At 39.4% G+C, this 25,445-nt stretch carries 18 protein-coding genes; 14 read left to right on the top strand and 4 right to left on the bottom strand.

Going from position 1 to position 25,445, the window contains the following annotated elements; translation table 25 throughout:
* Positions 1–555, bottom strand: a 555-nt coding sequence (locus tag PHY14_03490; GenBank protein MDD2693971.1) for a hypothetical protein, incomplete at its 3' end; no start/stop codon positions are given.
* 153 nt (positions 556–708) lie between these two features.
* Here PHY14_03490 and lgt point away from each other — a divergent pair.
* A complete protein-coding gene (gene lgt, locus PHY14_03495) occupies positions 709–1,473 on the top strand; it encodes a prolipoprotein diacylglyceryl transferase (protein ID MDD2693972.1) in 765 nt (254 codons plus the stop codon).
* A 2-nt stretch (positions 1,474–1,475) separates the two neighbouring features.
* On the opposite strand, the gene PHY14_03500 is transcribed toward lgt, so the two are convergent.
* The gene (locus PHY14_03500) at positions 1,476–1,973 is read right to left on the bottom strand and encodes a hypothetical protein (protein MDD2693973.1); all 498 of its coding nucleotides are present in this window, start codon (positions 1,971–1,973) and stop codon (positions 1,476–1,478) included.
* 255 nt (positions 1,974–2,228) lie between these two features.
* On the opposite strand from PHY14_03500, the gene PHY14_03505 reads away from it, so the two are divergent.
* Positions 2,229–3,662: an exopolysaccharide biosynthesis polyprenyl glycosylphosphotransferase gene (locus tag PHY14_03505; protein ID MDD2693974.1), complete on the top strand. Its 1,434-nt coding sequence runs from the start codon at positions 2,229–2,231 to the stop codon at positions 3,660–3,662.
* A 187-nt stretch (positions 3,663–3,849) separates the two neighbouring features.
* Positions 3,850–6,654, top strand: coding sequence for a valine--tRNA ligase (locus PHY14_03510; GenBank protein ID MDD2693975.1), 2,805 nt, complete (start codon positions 3,850–3,852; stop codon positions 6,652–6,654).
* A gap of 39 nt (positions 6,655–6,693) precedes the next feature.
* Here the strand turns inward: PHY14_03510 and PHY14_03515 are convergent, their stop codons facing one another.
* Both PHY14_03515 and PHY14_03520 read right to left on the bottom strand, forming a co-directional pair.
* Positions 6,694–8,673 (bottom strand): peptidoglycan DD-metalloendopeptidase family protein, encoded by a 1,980-nt coding sequence (locus PHY14_03515; protein MDD2693976.1) that lies wholly within the window; start codon positions 8,671–8,673, stop codon positions 6,694–6,696.
* Positions 8,674–8,771: 98 nt separating this feature from the next.
* The gene (locus PHY14_03520; protein MDD2693977.1) at positions 8,772–10,052 is read right to left on the bottom strand and encodes a Mur ligase family protein; all 1,281 of its coding nucleotides are present in this window, start codon (positions 10,050–10,052) and stop codon (positions 8,772–8,774) included.
* 201 nt (positions 10,053–10,253) lie between these two features.
* On the opposite strand from PHY14_03520, the gene PHY14_03525 reads away from it, so the two are divergent.
* From PHY14_03525 to PHY14_03575, 11 genes are all read left to right on the top strand, one after another.
* Positions 10,254–10,631, top strand: coding sequence for a hypothetical protein (locus PHY14_03525; protein MDD2693978.1), 378 nt, complete (start codon positions 10,254–10,256; stop codon positions 10,629–10,631).
* A 31-nt stretch (positions 10,632–10,662) separates the two neighbouring features.
* The gene (locus PHY14_03530; protein ID MDD2693979.1) at positions 10,663–12,585 is read left to right on the top strand and encodes a hypothetical protein; all 1,923 of its coding nucleotides are present in this window, start codon (positions 10,663–10,665) and stop codon (positions 12,583–12,585) included.
* Between the two features lie 2 nt (positions 12,586–12,587).
* Entirely contained in the window at positions 12,588–13,193 is a 606-nt protein-coding gene (locus tag PHY14_03535) for a hypothetical protein (GenBank protein ID MDD2693980.1), read from the top strand.
* Positions 13,194–13,199: 6 nt separating this feature from the next.
* The gene (locus tag PHY14_03540) at positions 13,200–14,153 is read left to right on the top strand and encodes a prepilin peptidase (protein MDD2693981.1); all 954 of its coding nucleotides are present in this window, start codon (positions 13,200–13,202) and stop codon (positions 14,151–14,153) included.
* A gap of 136 nt (positions 14,154–14,289) precedes the next feature.
* Complete coding sequence (locus PHY14_03545; protein MDD2693982.1) at positions 14,290–14,820, top strand: hypothetical protein; 531 nt, start codon at positions 14,290–14,292, stop codon at positions 14,818–14,820.
* Positions 14,821–14,845: 25 nt separating this feature from the next.
* Positions 14,846–16,255, top strand: coding sequence for a hypothetical protein (locus tag PHY14_03550; protein MDD2693983.1), 1,410 nt, complete (start codon positions 14,846–14,848; stop codon positions 16,253–16,255).
* A 38-nt stretch (positions 16,256–16,293) separates the two neighbouring features.
* Positions 16,294–16,932, top strand: a complete 639-nt coding sequence (locus tag PHY14_03555) for a type II secretion system protein (protein ID MDD2693984.1) — start codon at positions 16,294–16,296, stop codon at positions 16,930–16,932.
* Positions 16,933–16,997: 65 nt separating this feature from the next.
* Positions 16,998–18,476 carry a M23 family metallopeptidase gene (locus PHY14_03560; protein MDD2693985.1) on the top strand — a complete coding sequence of 493 codons (1,479 nt, stop codon included), beginning with the start codon at positions 16,998–17,000 and terminating at the stop codon, positions 18,474–18,476.
* A gap of 56 nt (positions 18,477–18,532) precedes the next feature.
* Positions 18,533–19,888, top strand: a complete 1,356-nt coding sequence (locus tag PHY14_03565; GenBank protein MDD2693986.1) for an extracellular solute-binding protein — start codon at positions 18,533–18,535, stop codon at positions 19,886–19,888.
* Positions 19,889–19,960: 72 nt separating this feature from the next.
* Positions 19,961–20,401 (top strand): hypothetical protein, encoded by a 441-nt coding sequence (locus tag PHY14_03570; protein MDD2693987.1) that lies wholly within the window; start codon positions 19,961–19,963, stop codon positions 20,399–20,401.
* Between the two features lie 47 nt (positions 20,402–20,448).
* On the top strand, positions 20,449–25,419 hold the full coding sequence (locus PHY14_03575; GenBank protein ID MDD2693988.1) for a PKD domain-containing protein: 4,971 nt from the start codon (positions 20,449–20,451) through the stop codon (positions 25,417–25,419).
* Positions 25,420–25,445 lie beyond the last annotated feature (26 nt).

A 25,445-nucleotide genomic window follows, 5' to 3' on the forward strand; every position in this document is an offset into this window, starting at 1 on the left:
CACATTGATTCCATCGATAGTGATACCTGTCTGACTCGTTGTGCCTGTGTCTACAGGAGATCCAGCATACCCATAGAATGGGATATATCCGAGAGCACTACTATGCCCAAATCCCTCGAGAAGTCCTTTCGCAGGATTGTAGTAGACTCATGAACCACCATCGATGAATGCGCCAGAAAGAGCTATCCAGCCTGCATTTTGGCTCCATGCATATCCGCTCACTGGACATGTAAGAGTTGTATTCCTGAATACTTCCTCAGAACAAAGAATACGTGGGCGTTCGACACCACCAACTTCATGATTAAATATTGCCCAACCGACATTTCCGAACCAAAAAGTACCAGAAAGATAGCCATCTTGGTCAATACCAGCTGCGAATCCACTATACGTCTCACCAATATCGAATGTTACCTTACCAGGATGTCCACCCGTCCAGCTTTCGTTGGGAATAAAATATCCACGAATACGAAAAAATTGTCCTTCTCCAAATACTTCAAAAAGGAAGAATACACCGAAAAGTACCGATAGGATCGCAAAGAAAATTTTACGATTCATAGAAATTGAATACTATCTGGATAAAAAAATGACTAAAAGAATGGGCAAAAAGTACAGAAACTCGGCTTATCATATAGGAAATGTGCGGAAAATACAAAGAGAAAAGTCTTCCAAAAACCAAAATCTATTTTATCGTATAATTATTGTGCACATATGAGTATATTTGACTTCTCATTTCTTGGCATCCACATCGCACCAACATGGTATTGATTGATGTATGCCATTGGCTTCATCGCATGCTACGAATATATCAAAAAAAATGGATACATTTCCACAAAAGATACTGATTCACTTCTTCTTTTTGTCTTCCTCGGTGTCATACTGGGTGGACGTATTGGCTATGTGATACTGTATGATTTCTCATATTTCCTCGAGCATCCTATGGAAATATTCGCAACATGGAATGGTGGAATGAGCTTCCATGGTGGAGCTATCGGCGTTATTATCGCGATATTTCTTTTTGCTTGGAAGAAGAAATATAACGTATTCGACGTGTCCGATCCAATTGTAACGATACTTCCGCTTGCACTCGGACTCGGGAGAATCGGTAACTATATCAATCAAGAGCTTCTCGGATTTTTCCCATATAGCTGACCTCTTGCTATCGAGAAAAATGGAATTTCCTATTTCCCGAGCACGCTTCTAGAAGCCTCTCTCGAAGGATGACTTCTTCTCATCGTCATGCTCGTTTGGAAGTATTTCGAGACGAAAACAGGCAGAAAACGATGATACGCTTCTGCCCTATTTCTTGGATGATATGGAATATTTCGACTTTTCGCAGAGCTCTTCCGACTTCCTGATGTACAGATCGGATACCTCTTCTCGACGGATTGGATCACACTCGGGATGATGTATACGATTCCGATGATGCTCGGAAGTCTCGTAGTATTTTTCTTCGCACGGAATCTCCAACGATAAGCTTATTGAACTTCTTGGTGTTTTTCTCCAGGAAAAAGAAGTCCGATAACGGTCATATTTTTTATTTTTATGAACGTATTCCAGTATCGGATAGCCTTATTGAGTCCAGAAAAATGCGAGCGCATCATGCGTTCATATTCGATGACAAAATTGCGAATATAGACAAAATATTCATTTTTCTGAAGTGTGGGAATCCGTACAGAAAGCTGCATCAGAAAGAGAAAATCATTCTGAAGTTTCGCGTTGAGCCCAAGAATATCATAGATAGAATGACATTCCTGAATCATGGCCTCTGTATGGAGCTCAATAATCGAATCAAATGCTTCTTCTTTCGCAACAAATGGACGCATAACTTCGATGAGTGCAGGAATTTTGGAAGTTTTCTGGAGAAAAATAGCAATCACCATTCATTCTTCAGATTTGAGATATCTCAAGAGGAAAAAGGCAACAAAGAGAAATATGACAACAATCAATGCAATGATGCCGAGAAAGATATTCATAGAAATAAGATTTTATAATATATTGATTTTACCTGTCGCTCCTGAAATTCCTGTCATTCCTGACTTGTTCAGGAATCTAGTCTTTCTACTGTTCTCTTGCTTTATCTTTCCTGAGATTCCCATCATTCCGAGCAACGTCGAGAAATCCAATTTCCCAATTCTGTTCTTCACTATAAAAAGAAATTCCCTTTTTTCAAGAATGTTCTTGAAAAAAGTCCTACTCTCCATATGCTGTAGGGAATAATTTTATTTTCCATGAAACGGAGCGACATCAGCATATCAGCCATCACTCTCGTTGCCGAACTTTCAGGAATTACTGGACTTTTTTTCATCAGCTACAAGCTCCGATCTATCACTGACGGAATCCCATTCGTACAATTGCGGATACCATATATCAGCGAATCTCAGTTCTTGCCTTTTGTATTTTTCGGTGTACTACTCTGGTGTATCATATTCGCGAGTGGCAAACTCTACAACTATACTCCCGACAAACCTGTGCTCGAGACGGTACGAGAAGTTATCAGTCGGAGTTTTCTCTGGTTTCTGATTTATATTGGATTTGTCTATCTTTCGACGGGTTTCCTTTTCGAGAAAGAAATTCCGCGACTGATTATCTTCTATGTTTGGTTTTTCTCGACACTCTACTCGATACTCATCCGACTCACATGAATCGGGATTCTCAATACCTTGTATCAGAAAAATATTCTCTCGAAAAAAAGAATTCTCGTCATCGAAACAAAAGAAGAAAATCCATATCAGCTCACTCCTCATCCATCAATCGAATATATATCCATAGACGCGAGTCGCTATGCAGATATTTATAGTATGATTCGTGAGAAAAAAGTCGATGCAGTTCTCTCTATGCTCGGGAAAAGAGAAACGAAGAATACCATCGAGATAATAAAACTCTGCGAAATATATGGTATCAGTTACGCATATCCGAAGATACTCCCACATGTATATGAACTTCCTCGACAAGATGCATTCATCGGCTGAATTCCAGTGGTAGAGAGTATTTCTGTTTCGATATCTGGATGGGAAAGGATTATCAAGAGAATTTTCGATATTGTTATTTCATTTTTTGGGATAGTATTTCTTTCTCCTCTTTTTCTCATCATCGCGATTCTCATCAAACTCGAAGATCCCTCATGACCGATACTCTACAAGAATCGACGTGTTGGCATCGGAAAATCGGAATTCTATCTCTACAAATTCCGCTACATGTACTGGAAATATAGTGTGAAGGATGCCTACGGAATCAATGAAAAAGAAGATAACGCACTCAAATTCGAAGAATCACTGAAGCAATCCAACGATACTCGTTCATGACCACTCTACAAGATCGCCGATGATCCTCGTCGCATGAAGATCGGAAAATTCCTCGAGCGTCTCTCTCTCGATGAACTTCCGCAACTCATCAATGTCCTCATCGGAAATATGTCCCTCATAGGACCACGCCCACACCAACCGCGCGAAGTACGTGAATATGCGGAACGTCATTACCAAGTCCTCACTATCAAGCCTGGAATTACGGGAATGGCACAAGTCTACGGACGAGAGAAAAATACGTTCGAAGAAGAAGTTGCCCTCGATACCTACTACATCGAACATTATTCTCTGATTCTTGACTTTGTCATATTCCTTCGCACCATTCTCGTAGTATTCACACGAGCTTTTACGAAGAAATAATTTGCAAAAACGCAGAAAAGCATATAATCCAACTATGTTCTATAAAAATACAACATCTGTGGTGGTGAAGGCATAATCTCGAGAGAGCTTGCTTTTATCATGACAGAGCGCTTCCTCTCGAGATTTTCGGGAGGATTTTTATGAGAAATCCATCCTCACTTTTTTCTAACTCCTAACTCATTCGTCTATGTCCGATTTCCCAAAACAATACAATCCGAAAGATGCAGAAAAATCGATGCAAGACCTCTGGGAGGCGAATGATTGTTTTTCTCCACGCGAATCCACAACAGGAGAAAAATTCTACATTCCCATTCCCCCTCCGAATGTGACGGGAAACCTCCATCTCGGACACGCGCTCACTCTCACGCTCGAGGATATCATGACTCGTTATCATCGAATGCGCGGAGATAGTACACTCTGGGTTCCAGGAACGGATCATGCAGGTATTGCTACACAGGCAAAGGTAGAAGAAAAACTCATGAAAAATGGAATCCGTCGCCAAGACTTGGGACGTGAGAAGTTCCTTGAAGAGATGTGGAAATGGATGGAAGAATACCAATCAAATATTTCAAACCAGATACGAAAGATGGGTGCCTCTGTGAGCTGGAAGAATGAACGATTCACACTCGATACAGGGAGCAATAAACTCGTGGAAGGAATATTTGTCGACCTCTACAACAAGTGACTCATATACCGCGGTGAGTATATGGTGAATTACTCTCCTGCTCTTGAATCTGTGATTTCTGATATCGAAGTCGACTATCAGGAAATCGAAGAGAAAATGTACTATATCAATTATTTCGTGTCAGGAAGTGACAAGGAGCTCCTCGTTGCAACCACTCGTCCAGAGACACTTCTCGCTGACCAAGCAGTTGCGGTTCACCCGAAAGACAAACGCTACAAGAAACTCATCGGAAAATCAGTCATCCTCCCAATCGTGAATCGTGAGATTCCTATCATCGCCGATGAAATGGTCGATATGGAATTCGGAACTGGAGTAGTGAAGATCACTCCAGCGCATGATCCAGCGGATTTCGAAACAGCGAAACGTCATGGACTCAAGGTCGACTATCGTGTGATTGACAAGAATGGTATCATGACCAAAGAAGCGGGGATTTTTGCTGGACTTCCTGCGAATGGAGAAGCGAGATCCAACGTCGTCGAGCTCCTCAAGAGCAAAGGAAATCTCGTGAAGATAGAACCATACACCCATAAAGTCGGATTTTGTTCTCGTGGAAAATGTCGTATCGAATCCGTCGTCTCAACCCAATGGTTCGTCCGTGCTTCGAAGATGGCAGAAAAAGTGATTGCCGGATACAAGAACAAGGAATTCGAGATTATCCCAGAACGATTCAATAAAACGTTTGAGGATTGGATTTTCAATCTTCGCGATTGGTGTATCTCCCGTCAGCTCTGGTGGGGACATCAGATTCCTGCATACTATGATCTCAATACTGGTGAACTTCTTGGTGTTACTCTAGATCCAACCGAATTGATCCAGAATCAATGTGAGAAATATAATATTACCTATACGGAAAACTGGAAAAATACTCAAAATGGAAGGAATTCGAGCGAAAATCGAGCACCGCAATGAGCTGTATCTAGTAATACAGCGAATAAGGAAGCGGAGATTTGAGCTTGAAGAACGACATTTTCAGAATTTTTCATGAGGAGGGATGATGATGTTCTCGATACGTGGTTTTCGAGTGCTCTTTGGCCTTTTTCAGTTCTCGATTGGGATTTCGAAGACCCTGCAGAACTCTTCCAGAAATTCTATCCTGCAGATGTCCTCGAAACGGGTCATGATATTATTTTCTTCTGGGTAATTCGCATGTTCCTCATGGGATATGAATATACAGGACAAACTCCATTCAAGAAAATATACCTCCATGGACTCATCCTCGATGAGAGTGGACGAAAAATGAGTAAAAGTTGGGGAAATGTGATCGATCCACTCGTGGTGATCGACCAGTATTCTACCGATGCACTTCGCCTCTCAGTTGTCCTCGGAAACACTCCTGGAAACAATCTGAATTTCTCGATGAAAACCGTGGAAGAATACAGCTTATTCTTGAATAAATTCTGGAATATTGTTCGTTTTTCTTGGATGAATGTCGGTGATATCACGGAAGAAAGAGCTGAACTCGAAACTCGCATCATCCAGTGAGAAAAAAATCTCCTCCCATATGAACGATGGATACTCTCACGACTTTCGAACATCATCGAAAAAATCACAACTGGAATGAACGAATATACATTTTCTTCGACTGGAAGCGAACTGCTCGCATTTATCCGTGATGAATTCGCAGACTTCGCTATCGAGGCATACAAGATCGAAAAAGATTCCAGTATCCTCGGAAAAGATGTCATGAAGCTCTGCATTCTGGATATCATCGCGCTCCTTCATCCATACACGCCACATATTACAGAATCCCTCTATGGATTCGTCACTGGTGGAAAAATCCTCATGACGAGTGTATGGCCAAAAACAGAACTCAAAGTCGAAAAAGAAAGTGAACACCTCATGACTCTCGTGTTCGATATCGTTCGTACGATTCGCAATATCCGCGCAGAGTCGAAGATTCCACCATCAGAACTGCGTGATATCCATATCGTTTCTCCTGAATGATACCGCGAATGAATCGAAGCAAATGCGCGTATCATCACTGGACTCACACGTGGAAGCTCTCTCGAAATCGGGAAAAAACCTGGAAAAGGACTCGGATTCGCCTATGGAGTTATTCACGGGGTCGACATCTATGTCGATGCACATATCGATGCATCGAAAATCGAAGAAGAAAAAGCTCGTCTCATGGAACAAATCGAAGACAAGAAGAATTATCTCCGAGCGCTCAATGCGAAACTCCAGAACAATTCCTTCGTCGCGAATGCTCCAGAGAAAATCGTCCGCGCAGAAATGGACAAAAAACACCAAGTAGAAAATGAACTCGCGAAACTCGAAGAGAAATATCATTCACTCGCTGGAGAATAGAAAATTTCTCCCAAACTAAAATCCCCAATTGGGGATTTTTTAGTCTGTCACACGGAAGTTATAATCATCTTCTACATATTTTCATTTCAGTGCGCCGAGACATCGGATAATATTATTATGCCAGTTTGCATTCGATGAAGCATAGATTGGTCATTTCTCATTTCCCCATCGAGAGAGATCACTGACGCGAGAGTATTTCGAGAGAAACTTATTATTGAAGGTTCTTCCCATCCAATCCAGTCCTTCTGATGGACTTCAGAAAACATAAACACTTCCACTATCAGTATTCCCGATATTTCCTATATTGTATGCTGTCTTGAGATGGTTTCCGAGAGTTGTCTCAGCAAGTCCGACACACATGAGAAAACTTGGGTCTACTTTATTTTCGAGAGCAGTATCAATCCACATATCCCAACTCTGAAAATCAGGTGTTGCATAGGTTTTGAGAAGATATTTCTGACGATCTTCTTCTGTAGTTCATTTGAGTGAGAATTTCACTTCATAACCACTCAGATCGGTTCCCGTTCAGAATGACTCCACCATATCAGAGAGAAACTTCTCTTGGTACTTCGAAGGCAGATTCTCATAATCAATCGGAGCAAGAGAAAGTACACGAAGTGGATCAATCACCTCATTTCTATGCCATACCTCGAAATGAAGGTGTGGACCACTCGTCATTGGACCAGCACCAGGAGTTCCTGGGGCGCCTCCACTTTTTGCAATTACCTGACCCTTCGTGACGAACTGATATGGAAGTACACTGATTTCTGAGAGATGCCCATAAACCGTCACATATCCATCAGGATGACGAAGTGCGAGATACGAGTAACCTCATTCGGTCGGAGGAAGAATATAGTAGACATATCCATCCAGGGCAGCATATACATCACTTCCTTGGTTCACAGGAATATCGATAGCATCGTGCTGACTCCCGAGTGTGCCAAAATATGAACTGTCGCGAAAATGAGTACTGATACGATTCGAGACCACTGGCCATTGCATAATATTCGTTGTACCCGTGAGAACATCTATATTTCTGAGAGCATGTTCATTTCGATAGAACGCCTGCATCATAGAGCATTTCTCAGAAATACTGGCTCATGAGGCATGCAAATCACATCCACTCTTCTTCAGAATCATCTCAAGAGAATCACTATATGCCTTACTCGCATCTTGCCATGCTGACTCCACTTCCAGAGTTGCCTGAACTTGTGAATCAATATATTTTTGGAAAAGATCTTCCTGTCATTTTGTGATTTCGAGCAGTTTCTCACGTTCATTTTTTTGATTGAGAAGATTTGTTTTCTGTCTCTCAAGTATTGACTGTATGTCTTGAAGTTCAGCGATTTCTTCTTTATTTCTGAGAGTGATACGATAATATTCCTTGATCAAGGATTTGTATTCATCGACGAATTTCTGTCCGAGCTGACTCACGAGCGACTTGTAGGTAATGTCAGCAACAATGGTATCCGTACTAGAATCGGACAGAATCAAGCCCTGGAACATGTCGATCGAATCATTATTATCATAGATCAGGGAACCCTCGGAATGAATATTCGCAAGGTAGGAAAAAATAATAGTACGATTTTTGAGGATTCTTCGTTTGAGCTGAAGTGAGGTAGATTGATATTCTTGGATTTTTCCCTGTTTTTCGAGGATAGAATTCTCACTATTTGTGATATCACTTTGTGTTTTTTCGATGGCAGAATCGAGAGATTCGATAGCATCTTCCAGTGATGTTCTTTTTTCTGTGACAAAAGACTTTTTCGTCTCGTATGTTTGCTGCATACTCGCAAGTTTATTTTTGAGTCATTCCAGACCATTCATACGATATTCGTGTTCGAGAAGTGCTTCCGAACCAGTCTGATTGATAGGAAGAGTCTCAAAAAGAATCTTGTATTCACTTTCTTTGAAGTTATCGAGGATTCGACCTGAAGTTGTCGTATCGATCGCAGTAACCAGAAGTGGAGACAGGGCAGAAAAAACCAAACACGAGATGAAAATATTTTTGTACTGCATGAACCAATGGTATCATGTTCCTGGAGAGGAAACAACAAAACGCTCATAAAATATACAAAAATACCCTTGCACAATGACAAGAGTATTTTCTATTATTTTTATTCATCGGAAATACTGGAGAAAAATACTTCTTTTTTCTTCATCCATTCTCCCGACTGACGACAGAGAAGTTTCTCATCTACAGGTTTATTCAAGAATTTCTTGATTCCTTCTTCGAGAAAAATGGTATTCTGACTTCACTTCACATAGACAATAGTCGGTTTTTTTTCACCATCCGACAGAATCTTTCTGATAGTTTCCCCCATCTTCCGACTAGAGAGAGAATAGTATGTCGGATATCTTTTCTGAAGCGAAGGAACAATATATTTCTCCATATATGGACCAACGAGAAAAAACTCTACGTCATGCTGTTCGTCCACATGTTCGGTGATATACGCCACAAGAGAATGGTGCATACTCTCTGTATGCTCACCGAGTTCCCGCATATCCCCGAGGAGAAAAAAAATCCGATGCGTCGCACAAAAAGGAAGAACCGAATCAATCCCACGACAAATCGATTCGTATCATCCATTGTAACTTCCATCGATAATAATAGCGCTTCATTTCCCAGCAAGAATGCTAGACCTTCCTGCTTCTGGGATAAACTTATGAGAACAATTCCCGATACACGACGGATCGACACCAAGAATATGCGCTACACCATATACCGGAAGGACATTTTCTATCTGATATGCCCCAAATGCTGGAACAAAAATATCGTATACCAATTCCTTGAGTGAGACCTGAGCACGAATGCCATCGACCGACATATGAAGGTGAAAAGCATCAATATCTGACATTCATCCCATACTATAATACAGAGCTTCACGGTCGATATATTGTCGCAATCCTTCATATGCAATCAGTCTTTTTGCAGATTGTCCGAGAAGAAGCTTCTCATTGCGATAATTATCGAGTGTTCAGAATTGTTCGAGATGATTCGGAGCAATCGGAGAAATAATTCCAATATCTGGAACAGCGATAGAGAGAAGAAAGTCCATCTCTCACGGATGATCGATTCCGTATTCGAGAATGAGATATTTCGGATAAGAACGAAACCAGCGAGAGAATGCTACTCAGAAAATATATAACCAACGAAATGGATTTTTTCATCCTGTTTTTGTACCAATAATAGAGAGTGGAAGCCCGAATTCTCCATTGTAATGATATGGCGAAATCATCACATTCGCTTCTCCGAATTGGGATGCAAGAAATGTTGCTATATGAGTCGAGATAGTTGTCTTCCCTACTGTTCCAGTAACGCCGATAATATACGGCCTTTTCAATCGAATAATCGTACGAGCGAAGAATCCGAGAAAGAAGAGAAAAAATGTTTGCATAAGAGTTTTTGGAGAAAATACTAGGAAAAAGAGACAAGAAATCAAGAAAAAATAGAAAAGCAAACCTTCATAGAAAGATTTTTCAGAGAAATTCCAATTCAAAAAGTTCGTTTTCAGAAAGCCATAATCTCCTCGAAACTTTCATTTGCATAAAAACTAAACTTCCATACAATTTCTCTATCATTTTTTCTCTATTTACTTATGGCACAAGTTACTCGCAATGACTTCACATTCACGATTCTCGATGAGATACAGGCTCAATATCCAGAACTGGTTGATCTCGTTCTCGGAAGTGAATCGATCGACAACAATGAGAAACAATATTGGTTCGATATTATGCCATCTATGACGGATGATCAGATTGATCGACTTTTCAATATTCTCATGACGGAACGTCGCCAACTCGAAGAACTCAATGTGAAATACCAAGAAGAAATCAAAACTCTGAATGAGAAACACCTTATCCAATGGCAAAGTCTCCAGTCTCAAAAGACAAAAGAGAAAATAGAACAGGCAGAAAAATCTGACACTTCCAAGAAAGATGCAGATGACGCACTCGGCATGCTCGATGCTATTTAGTTTTTCTTAGATCTTAATCTTCTATCAGCCTGTGCTTTCTTCTCAAAATATTGACATCATCCGGCATATTGATCCAGAAAGTACTCATGCGATCCGATCGCATGTTCTCCATCCACATGACGATATTACGGTTATCTGTATGGTGGGATCGCCGAGAGAAAATATCGTAAGTGTTCTCGAGGATCATCTTCTCGAATCTATTTCTTCCACGGGTTGGAATCACGGTGATGAAGAAGCAGATTTCGCATATATTACTGAGAAATATAATCATTTTCAGAGAAATCTAGCAGCAACAGATATTCGCGATATGAGTGCACTTTTTGCAATCATTTTCGAGAATGAGATGATGATCTCTGTTATCGGAAGCATGTGTGCTGTTCTGAGAGAGAAAAATGGAGACCTCAATACTATCGCTGAAAATCAAGAAGAAGATACAGAATTCACATCAGTTTCTAGTGGGAAGATTCCAACTGGTGCGCAATTTTTTCTGAGTTCACAACCACTTTCTTCATTTCTTTCAGATGATTTTTTCGATGAATGTACCGAATTATCACATGATTCATTCACGGAAACACTCGAATGAATCCTCAAAAGAGAAACGCATGAAACAATTCATATCATACGCATCACGGGACCAAAGATACCAGAAAAAACATCTCGTCCTTTTTTTCAATCTTCTCAGAAAGTGAGCAAACAGATCGATATTGCGCGTGGATTCCTAGAGAACGCTCGGGAATCTATCAGATATAATCGTCGTATTGAGCGAGTATTCGATGAGATACGACTATTCATCAGCAAGAAAAATACACATATTTTGATTCTATTTCTTCTGGTAGGCGCGACTCTTTTTTTCGGACTGATTTATGTTCTTGTTAGTGCACTTTTCCATGTCAGCAACAATCCATCAGTAGATACCAAGAACCAGATTATCCAAGCAAAAACACTCATCGAGGAGAGTCAGAAGCTCACATCCAATTCCGAAGCATTCAATAATAACATTAGGCAAGCCGAAGATATTCTCTTCAAGATACGTGACAAGCAAGAATACATGAAAGATACTCAACAATTGTTGCAGCGTATCGAAGCGATGAAAAAAGAAATGTACGATATACAAACAGTGGATCTGACGAAACATACAAGCATTGTTCCATTCGATTCGACACAATTCTCTCCACTATGAGTCTTTGAATTCAACAAAAAACTGAACCTCATAGGGAAAGATTCTGCTATTCTTGGGTATATCCAAGGAAATAGTCTACCAACTCCTTCGACATATCCACCTGGTGAAGAAGTTACTGACTTTGATATGACAGATGATGGTACTTTCTACTTTCTGACGAAGAATAATAGAATCCTTTCGACCAAGAGAAATGAAGTCACATATGCCAATGTGACCGGACAAGATTCTTGGGAAAATGCCTCAGGAATCCAAACATTTAATAATAATATTTATCTGACTAATAATTCATGAGGTCAGATCTATAAACACAAACCTGGAACAAATGGATTTTCCCAAAAAATTGAAGTACTCCCAAGTACATTGTCTGGAATTCTCGATATTGGAATTGATGGTGGTTTTTATATTCTGACAGATGAACCGAAAATATACCGCATGATCTCGAAGGACAATGGATCTCCAAGTGGTATTATTCTCAATAAAATACCTGGTGAATATACTGCGGGCAAGAATGGTGATGTTCAGATAGTTGTCCGATCGAATCTGAATCTCATCTATCTTTTGAGTGGCAATAGAATCTGGATCTTCGAACCTGATTCGAAACGCTTCCAGGATGTACGATCTTGGACATATCTCGCACAACTCGAAATATCAACTGCAGAAGAAATACGAACTATATCTGTTCCAAGAGATGGACTGATTTATATCACTACCAATTTGGGAGTTTATAGTGTACCATTCGAGTTCGTCGATAAGAATATCATACTAAAAAACTAAACATGTTTCGAACTCATGCTATCGTCTTGTACATTCAGAAGATTCGAGATAATCAGAAACGCATAATTCTTTTTTCCCGAGATTATGGGAAAATCACCTGTTGGAGTAAAAAAAATGTATTACCAGATATAGGGAATGTTGTCTCTGTTGTCATCGAACGAAGAGGAAATGAGAATCATGTTAAGACTATTGATACCATAGATTCGCTTGGTGATACATTCGAGAATTATGAACAAGTATACAACTTTCTCACACTGATTGAGACACTCTATAGACTTCTACCAGATGCACTAGAGCATCGGAATATCTATGATGATATTCTCGAACTTGTACAATGTATGAGCCAGAGGTATAAAAAAGAATGAAAAAATCCAGAAATATGAAAAATACAACTATTCATACTCATAAATATTCGTATTCTGAAAAGACTTTGATTTTTGAGACAGGAGGTTTTCTTGGAATCCAATATTTTGGATTATATCTATAGAAATATAGAGAAAAAAAGTATCTCCGACATTGCCCAGTGAAAACACCTAAGTAATGATGTAATAACATCACTCCGAGAAATTATTCTTCATACACACTACAATTTTCATTACTGACTCTAATCAACTATGACTCTTTATTTTGTTATTCTTTTTATTCTAGGAACGGTTTTCTGAAGCTTCTCAACGGTACTCATAGAACGCTGGAAAAATGGTAAATCCGGGATTATAATGGGGCGAAGTGAGTGCCCGAAGTGCAATCACACACTTTCAGCATGGGAACTTATTCCTCTTTTTTCATATATATTCCAGCATGGGAAGTGTCATAATTGTCACTCGAAGATTTCGCCATTTTATCCGATTGCAGAAATCTCTATCGGCATTATATTTGTCATCATGTGATATGCGGGGATGAACCTCGAACTGGAGCCACTCTCCGTAGAGATGCTTATTTTTCTCATTCTTGGTTTTATCACAGGTATCTACATTCTCTATGATGCTCGTTATATGGAGATTCCTGATCAGATAATGATTCCATGAATTGTATGATATATCTTACTTATCATACTTTGATACTTTTCTCCAGAAATGAGAACACTGATTTTTGATAGCAATACGTACACAGATTATTCGACACTGATTTTTGATCACATTCGTGCGGCTGTGATTATATATTCATTTTTCTATTTGCAGATACTTATACCTTGAGGATTCTATCTCTTGAGAAAGAAAAAAAGTCGAGAATTCGTGGAACTACTGGTGTCTTATTTCCTATTTCCATTGAGCCTGATTTTCGGAAGAATAGGGAAAAACGAAACAAAAGAATCTAATGAAATAGATATTCCAACATGGGTTGGTGGTGGAGATTTGAGAATTGCACTTTTTATCGGACTCACTCTCGGTAGTATCCATACTGTTAGCACGCTTCTATTTGCCTATATACTTGGTTCTCTTATTGGAGTGATTCTCATTGTGAAACGAGGAAGAAAAAATTCACAAATTGCATTCTGACCGTTCCTTGGAATGGGGTGGTTTCTCTCCATTGTTTTTTATTCTGATATACTAAATATCTTTAATATATAAATATTAATTAAGTCAATTCTTTTTCCTCTTCTTTCGGGGTTTTATCTCGACAGATACGAAAAGAAACATATAATTCGTGGACTCAAATCTTACAAAAGTCAGATTGAGCATTTCTATATTTTTTCGATATACACATATGGACGAACAAAAAATAAAAGCTCTCCGAGATCTCATTCATTCCGCTCAGAATTCTATCCATTCAGCAAAAAAGATTCTCAATTCTCTTTTGGGAGAAGATGAATCTACTGATACTTTCGATCTCAATACCGAAGGGCTCACTTCGTATAATTCATGAAATGACAAAATTATTGAAGGTGTTTTTACGGGTGAATCTATGCTTGGGTCCGACGGCAATATCTATCCTGTGCCCCAGAATTATGCATCAAAATCCCTCCTCGTCCAATGAAGCAAACTCAAAGCACTCATCAATCCAAATGGAAAAATCGTCTACAAAATTATCGGAGAAATTCCATTCGAAAGTGCTGTGGGAATTATTACAAAAAATGGTGAAAAATATCAAATCGCCACTGATACAAAAGTCTATAATGTCCTATTGGCTGCCATAACTTTTCATCACTGTAATGTCGGAGATACCGTGAGTATCCGTATCCCCGAAGGAAAAGATGCAACCTATGCCGTCATCGAAACTGTAATTCCAAAAAAATAAATTTATCTCTTATCTTCCGAATTCTATGCGAACTGCTTCCAATCACAGAATGCCTCGATCACAATTCCAGATTCCTTGGAAATGGATTATTATCATTGCAACTCTTATTGGGATACTTTTCTTGAGTTCTGCACTTTCGAAGAAAAATACATGAACATGAGATGGATCTGCACTAAAGGTTGTAGTACAGTCATGAAGCGAGGCATACATCACACCAGCAAATGGATCACAAAAACAAATTACTGGAGAACAGAGTCTGTATACTTCTGATAATTCCCTTTCAGTATCAAATGGTACCGTACAACTTACTTCTTCATTGATTGATGCCTATATTGTCGCCTCTTCTGACCAATCATATAGAACAACTGAGATTGCCTACAAAGAGCACACAATCGAGAGTGAGAAATTGGAACTGATTCGTGGACAAATATGGATCGAATCACATGGACAGATTACTCTTCAGGCGAAGAATTTTGAGGCAAGTATTATGGATGGGAATATCGTACTCGTAGAACAAAATCCAATAGTGAGCACTCTCTACGCACTAAAATGAGACATACCTCTCACTACCGAAGGAAGAAGCTATACACTCACAGCAGGCAAGAAAATCATGATATCCAAGTCTGATCTCTCCAATCCAGGAACAACACTTGATATGCTTTCGATTGCTATTGGTGATTCTCTCGCGCAGAATCCTCTTTTTCTCATGAGAAATGGCTCCACACTCCTCCAGAATACAGGAATTGATAGCAATCAATGAACTCTATCAGGTGATGTATTATCCAACTCTGGTGGTACTCTCATAGGATCAAGTATTCGCTATATAGAAATCACTACCCCGACCGATCTCGCAACTGTCTCAACTGCTACTATTGATATTGCATGAAAGATTCTCTCGAAAGACGTGACTCGTGTGACAATCGATGATGTTGATGCTATAGTAAGTCCAGTTGATGAATCATTTATCCTGAGAAATATACCTATGAGTGGTGATATCATGAATATCGTCTACAAAGCATACTCAAAAGATTCGACTATTCTGGAACGCTGAGTCTTGACACTCTATCCGAAAAATAAACAATCTGGAACCGATAAGCTCACACCGAACAATTTTCCTGTCAATGATAAAGATTACCATATCAATAGTCCAGTCGAAAATCCATACAAAACCACTGATTCTACTGTGACAGTGAGTGGAACTGTTCCACGAAATACAGTTCAATATATCATGGTCAATAATTTTCGTCTCAAAAAGTTTGTACCAAATTCAACGACATGGTATTACTATGCCAGTACTGACTATGATACTATGAAAGATGGAATAAATCTCTACGAAATTGTTTTCTATGGAAGCAATAACCAAATCCTCTACAAACAACTCTTTACTATTGTAAAAGAAGCAAAGGGTTCCGTCTCAGGAGAAACCATTCAATAATTCATCATTCCATTCCGCAAAAAAGATTCTCAATATTTATGGCTTTTTCTCAATCTCTCTGGAAACATCGGTGAGCAACAATGATAGAACTGATGGGTGTTCTCGCAATTATGGGACTCGGAATTGCAGCACTCCTTGAGACTATTGGATGAGGTATTTATTTCGCGAAAGATACAGAAAATAATATCAAAGCGATCAATCTCGCACGTGAATGAATAGAGTGAATGACGAATATTCGAGATACGAATTGGATGCGGTTTTCGAGTGATAGATGAAATTGTTGGAAGACGAAAGATTACAACGGACTCTGTATCAATGATACCTCATTCGCTTGAATTATCTGAGACTGATCATACATCCTCTATATAAGGAATGGGGCATGGTATCTCTCTGGGATTTCTACTACACCATATACTACCAATTGGACAGCATATTCCAAAGCATTCAAAGTAGGCCTCGATGATAAAGGATTCTGGACACAGACGGGAGTAACTACCACGACGTTGTGTAATTCACAAACACAGACAGGATGCTTATCTCCCTTCACGAGAGAAATCACTGTCAAACTCGTTGGAACTGGAACAATGAATATCCAGAGCATTGTCAGATGGCAAGGAAAACGCATGAGAAACGTCACCCTTGAAACAGTTTTGACGAATTGGAAGTCGAACTTCTAAATATTTGCGAGAAATATAACTTTGTGTTATGCTAAGGTGGAATACCAATATAAATTCCACCTTTTATGTTCAAATACTCACAATGGCTCTCATGAACTGTGACGTTCATATGGATATGTAACTGTCTTCTTGCCAGTATGATTGCTGTGCGCGAAATATGGATTCCATATATGGATGCTGGGGGTGATTCATATACGAAAATCACCAGTGACCCCTTCGATGGCACAACGATGCCTATTGCCTATGTTCCTGACTGGACAAAGACAGAAAACCAAGACAAATCAAAACGATTCGAAGATATTTCTATCAGCGATTATGTATCCATTCCTCTATACAACCAACTCGCACTTCTCAATGATATAGAAAATACCTCAAAGGCATCAACCATCCTTCATTATACATATACCGTACCATATATGGGAAGTTATAGCCTCAATTATAAGGAAAATGATGGGAGTCATCTTGGTGTTGATATTCGCGCACCTATAGGAACTCCCGTACTCTCTATGGCAAATGGGGTAGTGATTCGTACGGTTGAAGCTGATGCAACTGGGAACAAATTCATCGTCGTTCGGCATGATAATGTTCCTCTGAATGGAGTGAACCAAACTCTGTATTCATCTTACCTTCACCTCTCAGAGATTCTGATTCCAGAAGGAACAAAAGTGAAGAAAGGCGATATGATAGGACGAGTCGGCATGACAGGAATTGCCACAACACCACATCTTCATTTCCAGATCGATAATACGAATGCACCATTTCATCCGTATTGGCCATTCACAACATCGGATTCACAAAAAGCAGGATTAAGTTTTTATGAATCAGTAAATGCTGGTCTCGGAAAAGAAAATGCACTGAAATACACAATAAATCCTATGAATTTTGTGAACACGTATCTTGGCGGCCTCCAACAAGATACATTTTCTAGTGCACCAACTCAAACTTCTACCAGTACATCTTCGACTTCTACTGCACAATCTAATTCTCCACAAACAGTCATAGCATCATATGTATCGACGAATCTCGAGGCATGCTCCCAAAAACGATACAATGATGTCAGTACAAAAAGTACTCTCGGAAAGATGCTCTATACACTCATAGATGATAAATGTCTATTCCAAGGATATGGATGAAATTTCTCAGCCAAAACAACAGTCACGAAAAAAGAAGCACTGGTGGCGATTATGAAATACTACGGAATCCAACCATCGAATGGAACCAGTCCATTTCTCGATATTGCCATCGGAGATAACTTCCAGGGATATGCTGTGATCGCATACCAACGATGAATCATCGAGGGAAACTACGCGTATCCTGATAAAATCATCACAAAAGGAGAATTCATAGATCTCCTCGTCAAGGTAGCTCGACCAACAAAAAATACCTCCGGGATAGCTATATTCCGAGATATCAATAGTACGAATATATACTATCAGAGCGCTCAAGATTATGGTTATATGATTCATGTAAATGGAGGAAAACTCTATCCAAACACTCTCATGACTCGGTCGAATCTCGTACAGATTCTCTACAGACTTCAATAATAAAGTAGATTTTTCTATGAAAATAAATACAGTGTCAAAGTTATTCATTCTTATGTATGTCATCAAGTAAAATCATATTCCTTTCTCTTGTTGGAACAATAATCATCTGAATTTTGATTGCTTTCTGGATGCTCAGTAGGAATTCGGATTCGACGAGTACAGTAGAGAAATGATCTCTGACTGTCTGGATTGTGTGAGATACAACAGAATGATATGATACCCTCACGACTGGATTTCATGAATATGCACCAGAATACAAGAATATCAGTATTACATTCAAGAAGTTCAGTGACTATGCATCATACCAAAAAATACTTCTCAGTACTCTTGCAGATCAAAAATGACCAGACATATTCATGGTCGATGCAGGAGCAGACAATATTCTCCGTGATAAAGTCGAACCCATTCCTTCTGAATACATAAATACATCCGACTTTGCCAAAAGATTCGATGATATATTTCTCCCTCTTCTCGAGAGCTCAGGAAGCACTAAATCTGCGACCACATATTTGCGATGAGTGCCACTTGGATATGAGACGCTTGGGATTTTCTACAACAAGTCGCTTCTCGTGAATATTCCAAGAACATGGAATGATATTAGTGCTATGTATACCGATGGAGCAAGTCCAGATATTTTTCCAGTGAATATCGGAATGACTCCACGATATACTCCCTATGCCACCGATATTATTGGACTTTTTCTCTTGCAGGATGGATCCGAGAGTTATACAGAGCTATGATCATATGAAAAATCAATTCGAGACTATCTCTCATATGGATATAGCTCTATTCTCTGATCCCAAGAATGAGATGCAAAAACCCTGAATGAGATGGAGAATACTCTTTCTGCATCAAAATTCACAACCCTTGATCTCTTTATACGTGGACAGATTGCATTCGTTATCGGATATCCGAGCATGATACAGGAATTAGAAGATGCAAAAAAACGTGCAGGAACAGAGGCGATAAATAGTATTGTTCTCACGGAAAAAATCCCACAAAAATCAAACGGTAGCAATGGGACGAATATCGCAAAATATCGATATTTCTGACTCTCAAAAACCTCCCAAAATTCTCTTCTCTGAGCGAAGTTCCTAGACTATCTACTCACGGAAGATGCCGAGAAACGCTTTCTCGAAGCGTTTCCTCTCTATATTCCCGCCCAACGAGCATTCTACGAAAGTGCACAAGATACCGTACTCTCGAATATATTTTCGCGAGCCAAACTCGATAGTTTTATCCCATCTGTCAATCAAACACTCCAGACATTCGACTACGGGAACAAGATAGAATTCGAAAAGATTCTCTGGGATAATATTGACAGAAATGGAAAAATAGATACAAATAACATTATTAAGCTTTTTGAATCCTCTATCTGATGTGAAATCACGACTGAAAAATGTGAGAAGTAGGCTTTTGTTCGAAGAATTGCAAAATATAAAAGAATCTGCTACAATCTCTTTGTTATCACCTCTTTCAAAAATATGCAGAAAAGAATTCTCACATATGTACTTCATAGTATTGTTATTTTTCTCGGACTAGTTATGAGTCCTTTCGTTTTCGCAGACTGTAGTGGATGGTTCAGCTTCGGAAGTTGCGAAGTCAAGCCACCAATATGCAACGACAATAGTTGTAGTCTCAGTGGCGGTGTCGAAGCTGTGGGAAACGCCGTGAGCGGATTTGTCACGAAAAAAACACTCACAGCATACGTACAAGATATTATCGTATACCTTCTTGGTTTTATCTCTTTGATTGGAGTGATTTATATCATGTACGCTGGGTTCCAGGTTATGACTGGAGCTGGAGATGAAGAAAAACTCAAAAAAGCAAGAAATATTATTATCTACGTCATTCTCGGTATAGTACTCATGTGGATTGCTTATTCTCTAGTGAATTGGAGTATCAACTTCGTGAATGGAAAATAACATCCAATTCATACTCAACTAAAAATACATTTCGAAATTAACTCTCTATGCACCCTATCTCTACACGAATCATTTCTCTCATTACCCTCTCTCTTCTTGTTTTCTCAAGTACAAATATTATTTTTCTTGGGAATCTTTCTATAGAAACTGTTTCTGCCTACACCGAAAGTGATGCGAATACATTCGCATACTATCAGAGAATTCTTCAGGGATCTATGGAGGAATTAGAGAGTGAATTTCGAATCAACTCAACCGTCAGTACGAGCACACTCCAGAATATCAAGAATCTTGTCCAATCAGCATACGATAGACTTCCTGATTCATCTGATGTTGCTACAGAAAATGCGAGTGCCAAAAGAGGGACTGATCTCGCGATCGACCTCGCTATGAAAAATCCTTCTACACAAACTCATGTTAGCAATGCAGTAACCGCCATCCAGAAATTTATCACGAGCAGTAAGATTGGGAAGATCACTGGGTCTATCAGTGCGAATCCTTCTTCAGGAAATGCTCCACTCACTGTGTCATTTCTCGCTACTAATGTCAGTGATCCTTCTGGAGTGAGCCCAACTGCGAGCAATTACGTCTGGTGGATACGTGAAGATGGTGGATATCGTCGAGAAATCGGCCGTGGAGCGAGTCTCACATACACTTTCAACCAAGAAGGAAGCTATCAGGTTTTTCTCGATGTTATTTCTGGAAGTCGAAATAAGAAAGGATATACTGATGTTCTTCCGCTTTCTATATCCCAAAATATCCAAGTCAAACCACGACTCGGAGAAATCACACTTCTCGTAAATGGGGTCAATGTGAGCACTCTCTCGAAACTCAAAGTCAACCCTAGCGTTGGAAAGATAGGAATCATTCTCGATGCTACAGCATCACGCGCTGTGAGCAATGGTACTATTCTGAGAACCAAATGGGATTTCGGAAATGGAAACACTATCGAGTACAATGGATCCCCTGTTATCGAGAGACAAATATATGCCAATGAAGGAACGTATACAGTATCTCTAGAATTGACGACGAATGAAGGAACATCATTCAGAAAGGAAATCCAACTCAATATCGTTGATCCTGCCGCTGTAATATCGAGTGATAAGAATATTGGATTCGTAGGAGAAAACTTCCAGATGAAGGCACAGACGTATTTCAGTAATACGAAAAATGTGGACTACACATGGACTGTTCAATCAGTAGATTCCACAAATTCGAGCCCACTGTATACACAAGAATGACAAGCGTTCAGTTACAAATTTCCACAAGTAGGAGATTATATTGTCACATTGATGACAAAAAATCCAAATGGATCCGAAGATCGAGATAGTAAAACTATCACTATAGAATCCCATGAACCAATTGTGAATCTGGATGCACCAAGACCAGTTTCATCTGAGAGACCAAATACGATACTTTTTGACGCATCCAAGAGTATGGATGCTGATACAAATACTTCAAAAGACCTCACATACAAATGGTCTATCGACGGTAATCTCATTGCACTCGATAATTCTGAAAAGAATGGTGCTATTGGAACACATGTTTTCAGTGAAAAAGGAACTCATACCGTTTCTCTGACGGTCGCGAATAAATATGGAAAAGTAAAAACTGTAGACAAAACATTTGATGTCGCATCAACTCTTGCAGTCAATGTAAATATTGTTCCTCGTGCGGCTCCAATTGGAACACTCGTCAGCTTCCAGGCAATTGCACCAAGAGCAGCATTTTTCGAGTGGAATCCTGGAGATGGATCTGCACCAGTCAATGGTCAGATGGATAATATCGATCATATCTATAAGAAGACTGGCATTTATTCTGCAACACTGACAGTGAAAAATGTCGATGGAAGTGAGACGAATTCCATAACTCGAAAGGTATATGTCACAGATGCAAGCACACCTTTTGCTCTGATTGATGTAAAAAATGCTTCGAATTCCGTGATAGAAGATGAGAACGCATGTGGAGCAGGTGGAGCATATCTCGTCAATCGTTCTGAATGAACTACACTCGATGGATCAAATTCGATTAATATCGACGGAAATAATACAGGACTTTCGTATACATGGAAATATCTCGACCGTGTCAAGACGGGACCAACTCTTTCTGAGAAGTTCACAGAACTCGGATGCTTCCCAGTAACACTCACCGTAAAAAGTGCGACAAATGGCGCAAGTTATACGAGCAAACGATATATCCAAATAAAAAATATTGTACCAAAACTTACTTCTATTTCTACAAATATTGACCAAAACAAGCAAAGTAGCCAAAAAGTTATTGTAAATGTGACGGCTGATGGCGCGAGTGATCCTGATGGAGTCATCACAACTTATATTTGGTATTACAAGACAGCGAGCGATGATGAACCACAGAATATAAAAATAACTCAGAGTCCAACAACCACTTTCGTTCTTCCAAATGTTACCGAAAAATATACATTCTGAGTGATTCTGGAGGATAATGACGGTGCTCAGACCAATTCCATCGATGTCATAAAAGATCAAGCTCCTCTCCTTATCAGCAATGAAGATGGAAATTTGAGTATGCCTCTTATTACTCTCACGATTCCAAAAAGTCAGGTACTGGCCGGAGAAAGTGTGGACTTTGTCGCGAGTGCCAAGACGATCGTATGAATGGATATAACAAGCAAGAGTGAATATCAGTGGGATTTCGACGGTGATGGAAAAATCGACAAAAAAACGACAGAGGCTCGTACCAATTACACCTATAAAAATGCTGGAACATATACAGCGAAAGTAAAAGTGACCTACAACGGTGTCAGCAACTCGAAATACCAGACTATCATCGTGAAAAATGAACTGAAAGCGAAAGTAATAGGATATCGATCTGATGATGCTGTATATCTCATCAATACGAGTGCTGGAGTATACGATACTACTTCATGGCAAGTCGGAGAAATCCGATCTGATGCGTTGTATAGTATTTCTGTTCCTACAGATATATTCAATGCCGGTAATCAATCATCCAAGATACTCACTGTCTCAGCAAATGGAAACGAAAGCTCTAGTGTAGAGATTACACTGAGTGCAATTCAGGATATCAATAATACGCTTTCTGGTGGTATATATCTTCAGTCATACCCTGTTATCGAAAATGATACGATTCATGTGGCATCGAGGGGAGAGAATGTATTACTTTCACTCTATGGAAATGCTGGAACAAACTATGCCATCGATACGAATACGAATATCGATTCTGACACCAATGGCACACCGAATGATGATATTGATAACAAGGACTTCCCTTCTTATATTGATGGTTCTGTCTTTGTTTTTGATAGCACGAACATGAAGACTCATTCACAGAAAATGAAACTTTCTGTACTAAAAAATGGAACAATTATCGGAAGTCGAGAAGTAGAAATTATTGCCGACTTCATCGCTGATACTTCAGACAGCACAACACGCGATATTTCTGGAACTGGATCTGAAGGATTTTCTCAGAAAGATAAAAATAATCTCGAAAATCTCCAGGCAAAAATCCGAAATCTCGAGTCCGATGATCGTATTATTCTCACCCAAGAATACAATAGCCTGATAGAAAACTGGGATGATGAACTCGAACGTACGAAAAATCTGATCGGTATCCAAGAAGAAGTCGAATCAAGCGCTGGCATGACCGATAGTCAAAAGAAAGAATTTGCTACTCTTATTGATACGATTCTCGTAGGTGATGCGACTGCGACTGATGAGGTCACTGTAGCAACAAAAGTGATCGAGAGTTTGATTCCTGCAGATAATCCGAACAAAACAATCATCACGGAAAAGCTCGAAGCCATAAAATCTCACCCTGGAAATCTCACAGAAAATAAGACACTCGGAACAGCGATTCTCGAACTCATCAAGGATGACACGTCTATCGAAGATAAGTATAAACTCATCATCCGAAGTCAGCTACAGATTATCGTGAATGGTGGACAAGAAAGTGTCCCAACAAATGAAATCACAACCACAGATTCTGGAAGTAGTGGCATTATGGGATTCATAGTAGGAATAGTGAAAGTGTTTGGATTTATTATGCTTATCATTCTTGTGATTGTTTTGGTTGGATTTATTTTCTACCGAGTCACGAAGAAAAAAGATGATATTGGTTTCCAAGATTTTCTGATTGATTCTATTTTTCACTCAAGAAATAGAGAAAAAATAGTCACAACAGGAATCACTCAGAATCAGAACAAAGCGGAAATAAAAGAGTTTTCTGTAGAAGTTGATCCACTTTCAGCGATAAAACCTGAAGAAACCAAAGTATCAGAAAAAGTTGATCCAATGGCATCTTTTAGTCAAGATGTTCCATCGATAGCTACTACTACATCTCCTGAATGAGAAAATAATCTATGAACTCCTCTTCTACCCGAAGAGCAGGCAAATATTCCTGATTGGCTCAAGCCACAAGATAGTGCAAATACACTGCCAGAAACAACAACTCTAGCGGAAAGTTCTGAAACAAAATCACAATCAGAAGAACCAATAGAAATAGATCCTCTACCCACAGAAGTAGATCCTCTGTCTATGGAAAATGGTAGTGTTCCAGATTGGCTCAAAACGCCTTCAGAAACACTCTCAGAAACAATTCCTGAAGCTCCTGAGACTCCAGAAAATTCTGAAACAACTCCAGAAAATTCTGAAACTCCGAATATACCAGAAGAAAGTTCAGATTCAGAAATTCCGACATCGGATGAAAATATTCTCTCAGAAGAGACTCTCACTCCTGATGGAGAGACTGAAAAAAATCGGGCACAGGAAAAAAAAGAAGATGTCTCAGAAACTCCGCTCACCACCAACACAACTCCATGAGAGACACTTCCCGATTGGCTCATAGATTCTGTGTCGAACTCTGAACCAGAGAAGAAACTCGATGAAAAACCAGAAAAAAGTAAACAACCTCCACAAAAACAGAAGAAACCAAAAGAAAAAAGTGAAAAAAAGAATGAAGTCACAAAAGAAACTCCGAATACTACTCCCAATACAGATGCATCAGATCTTCCCGATTGGCTCAAGTAAAACGAAATCCTCTAAGAATATTTTCT

It is taken from the genome of Candidatus Gracilibacteria bacterium, from assembly GCA_028687475.1.
Taxonomy (GTDB): Bacteria; Patescibacteriota; Gracilibacteria; order BD1-5; family UBA2023; genus STC-74.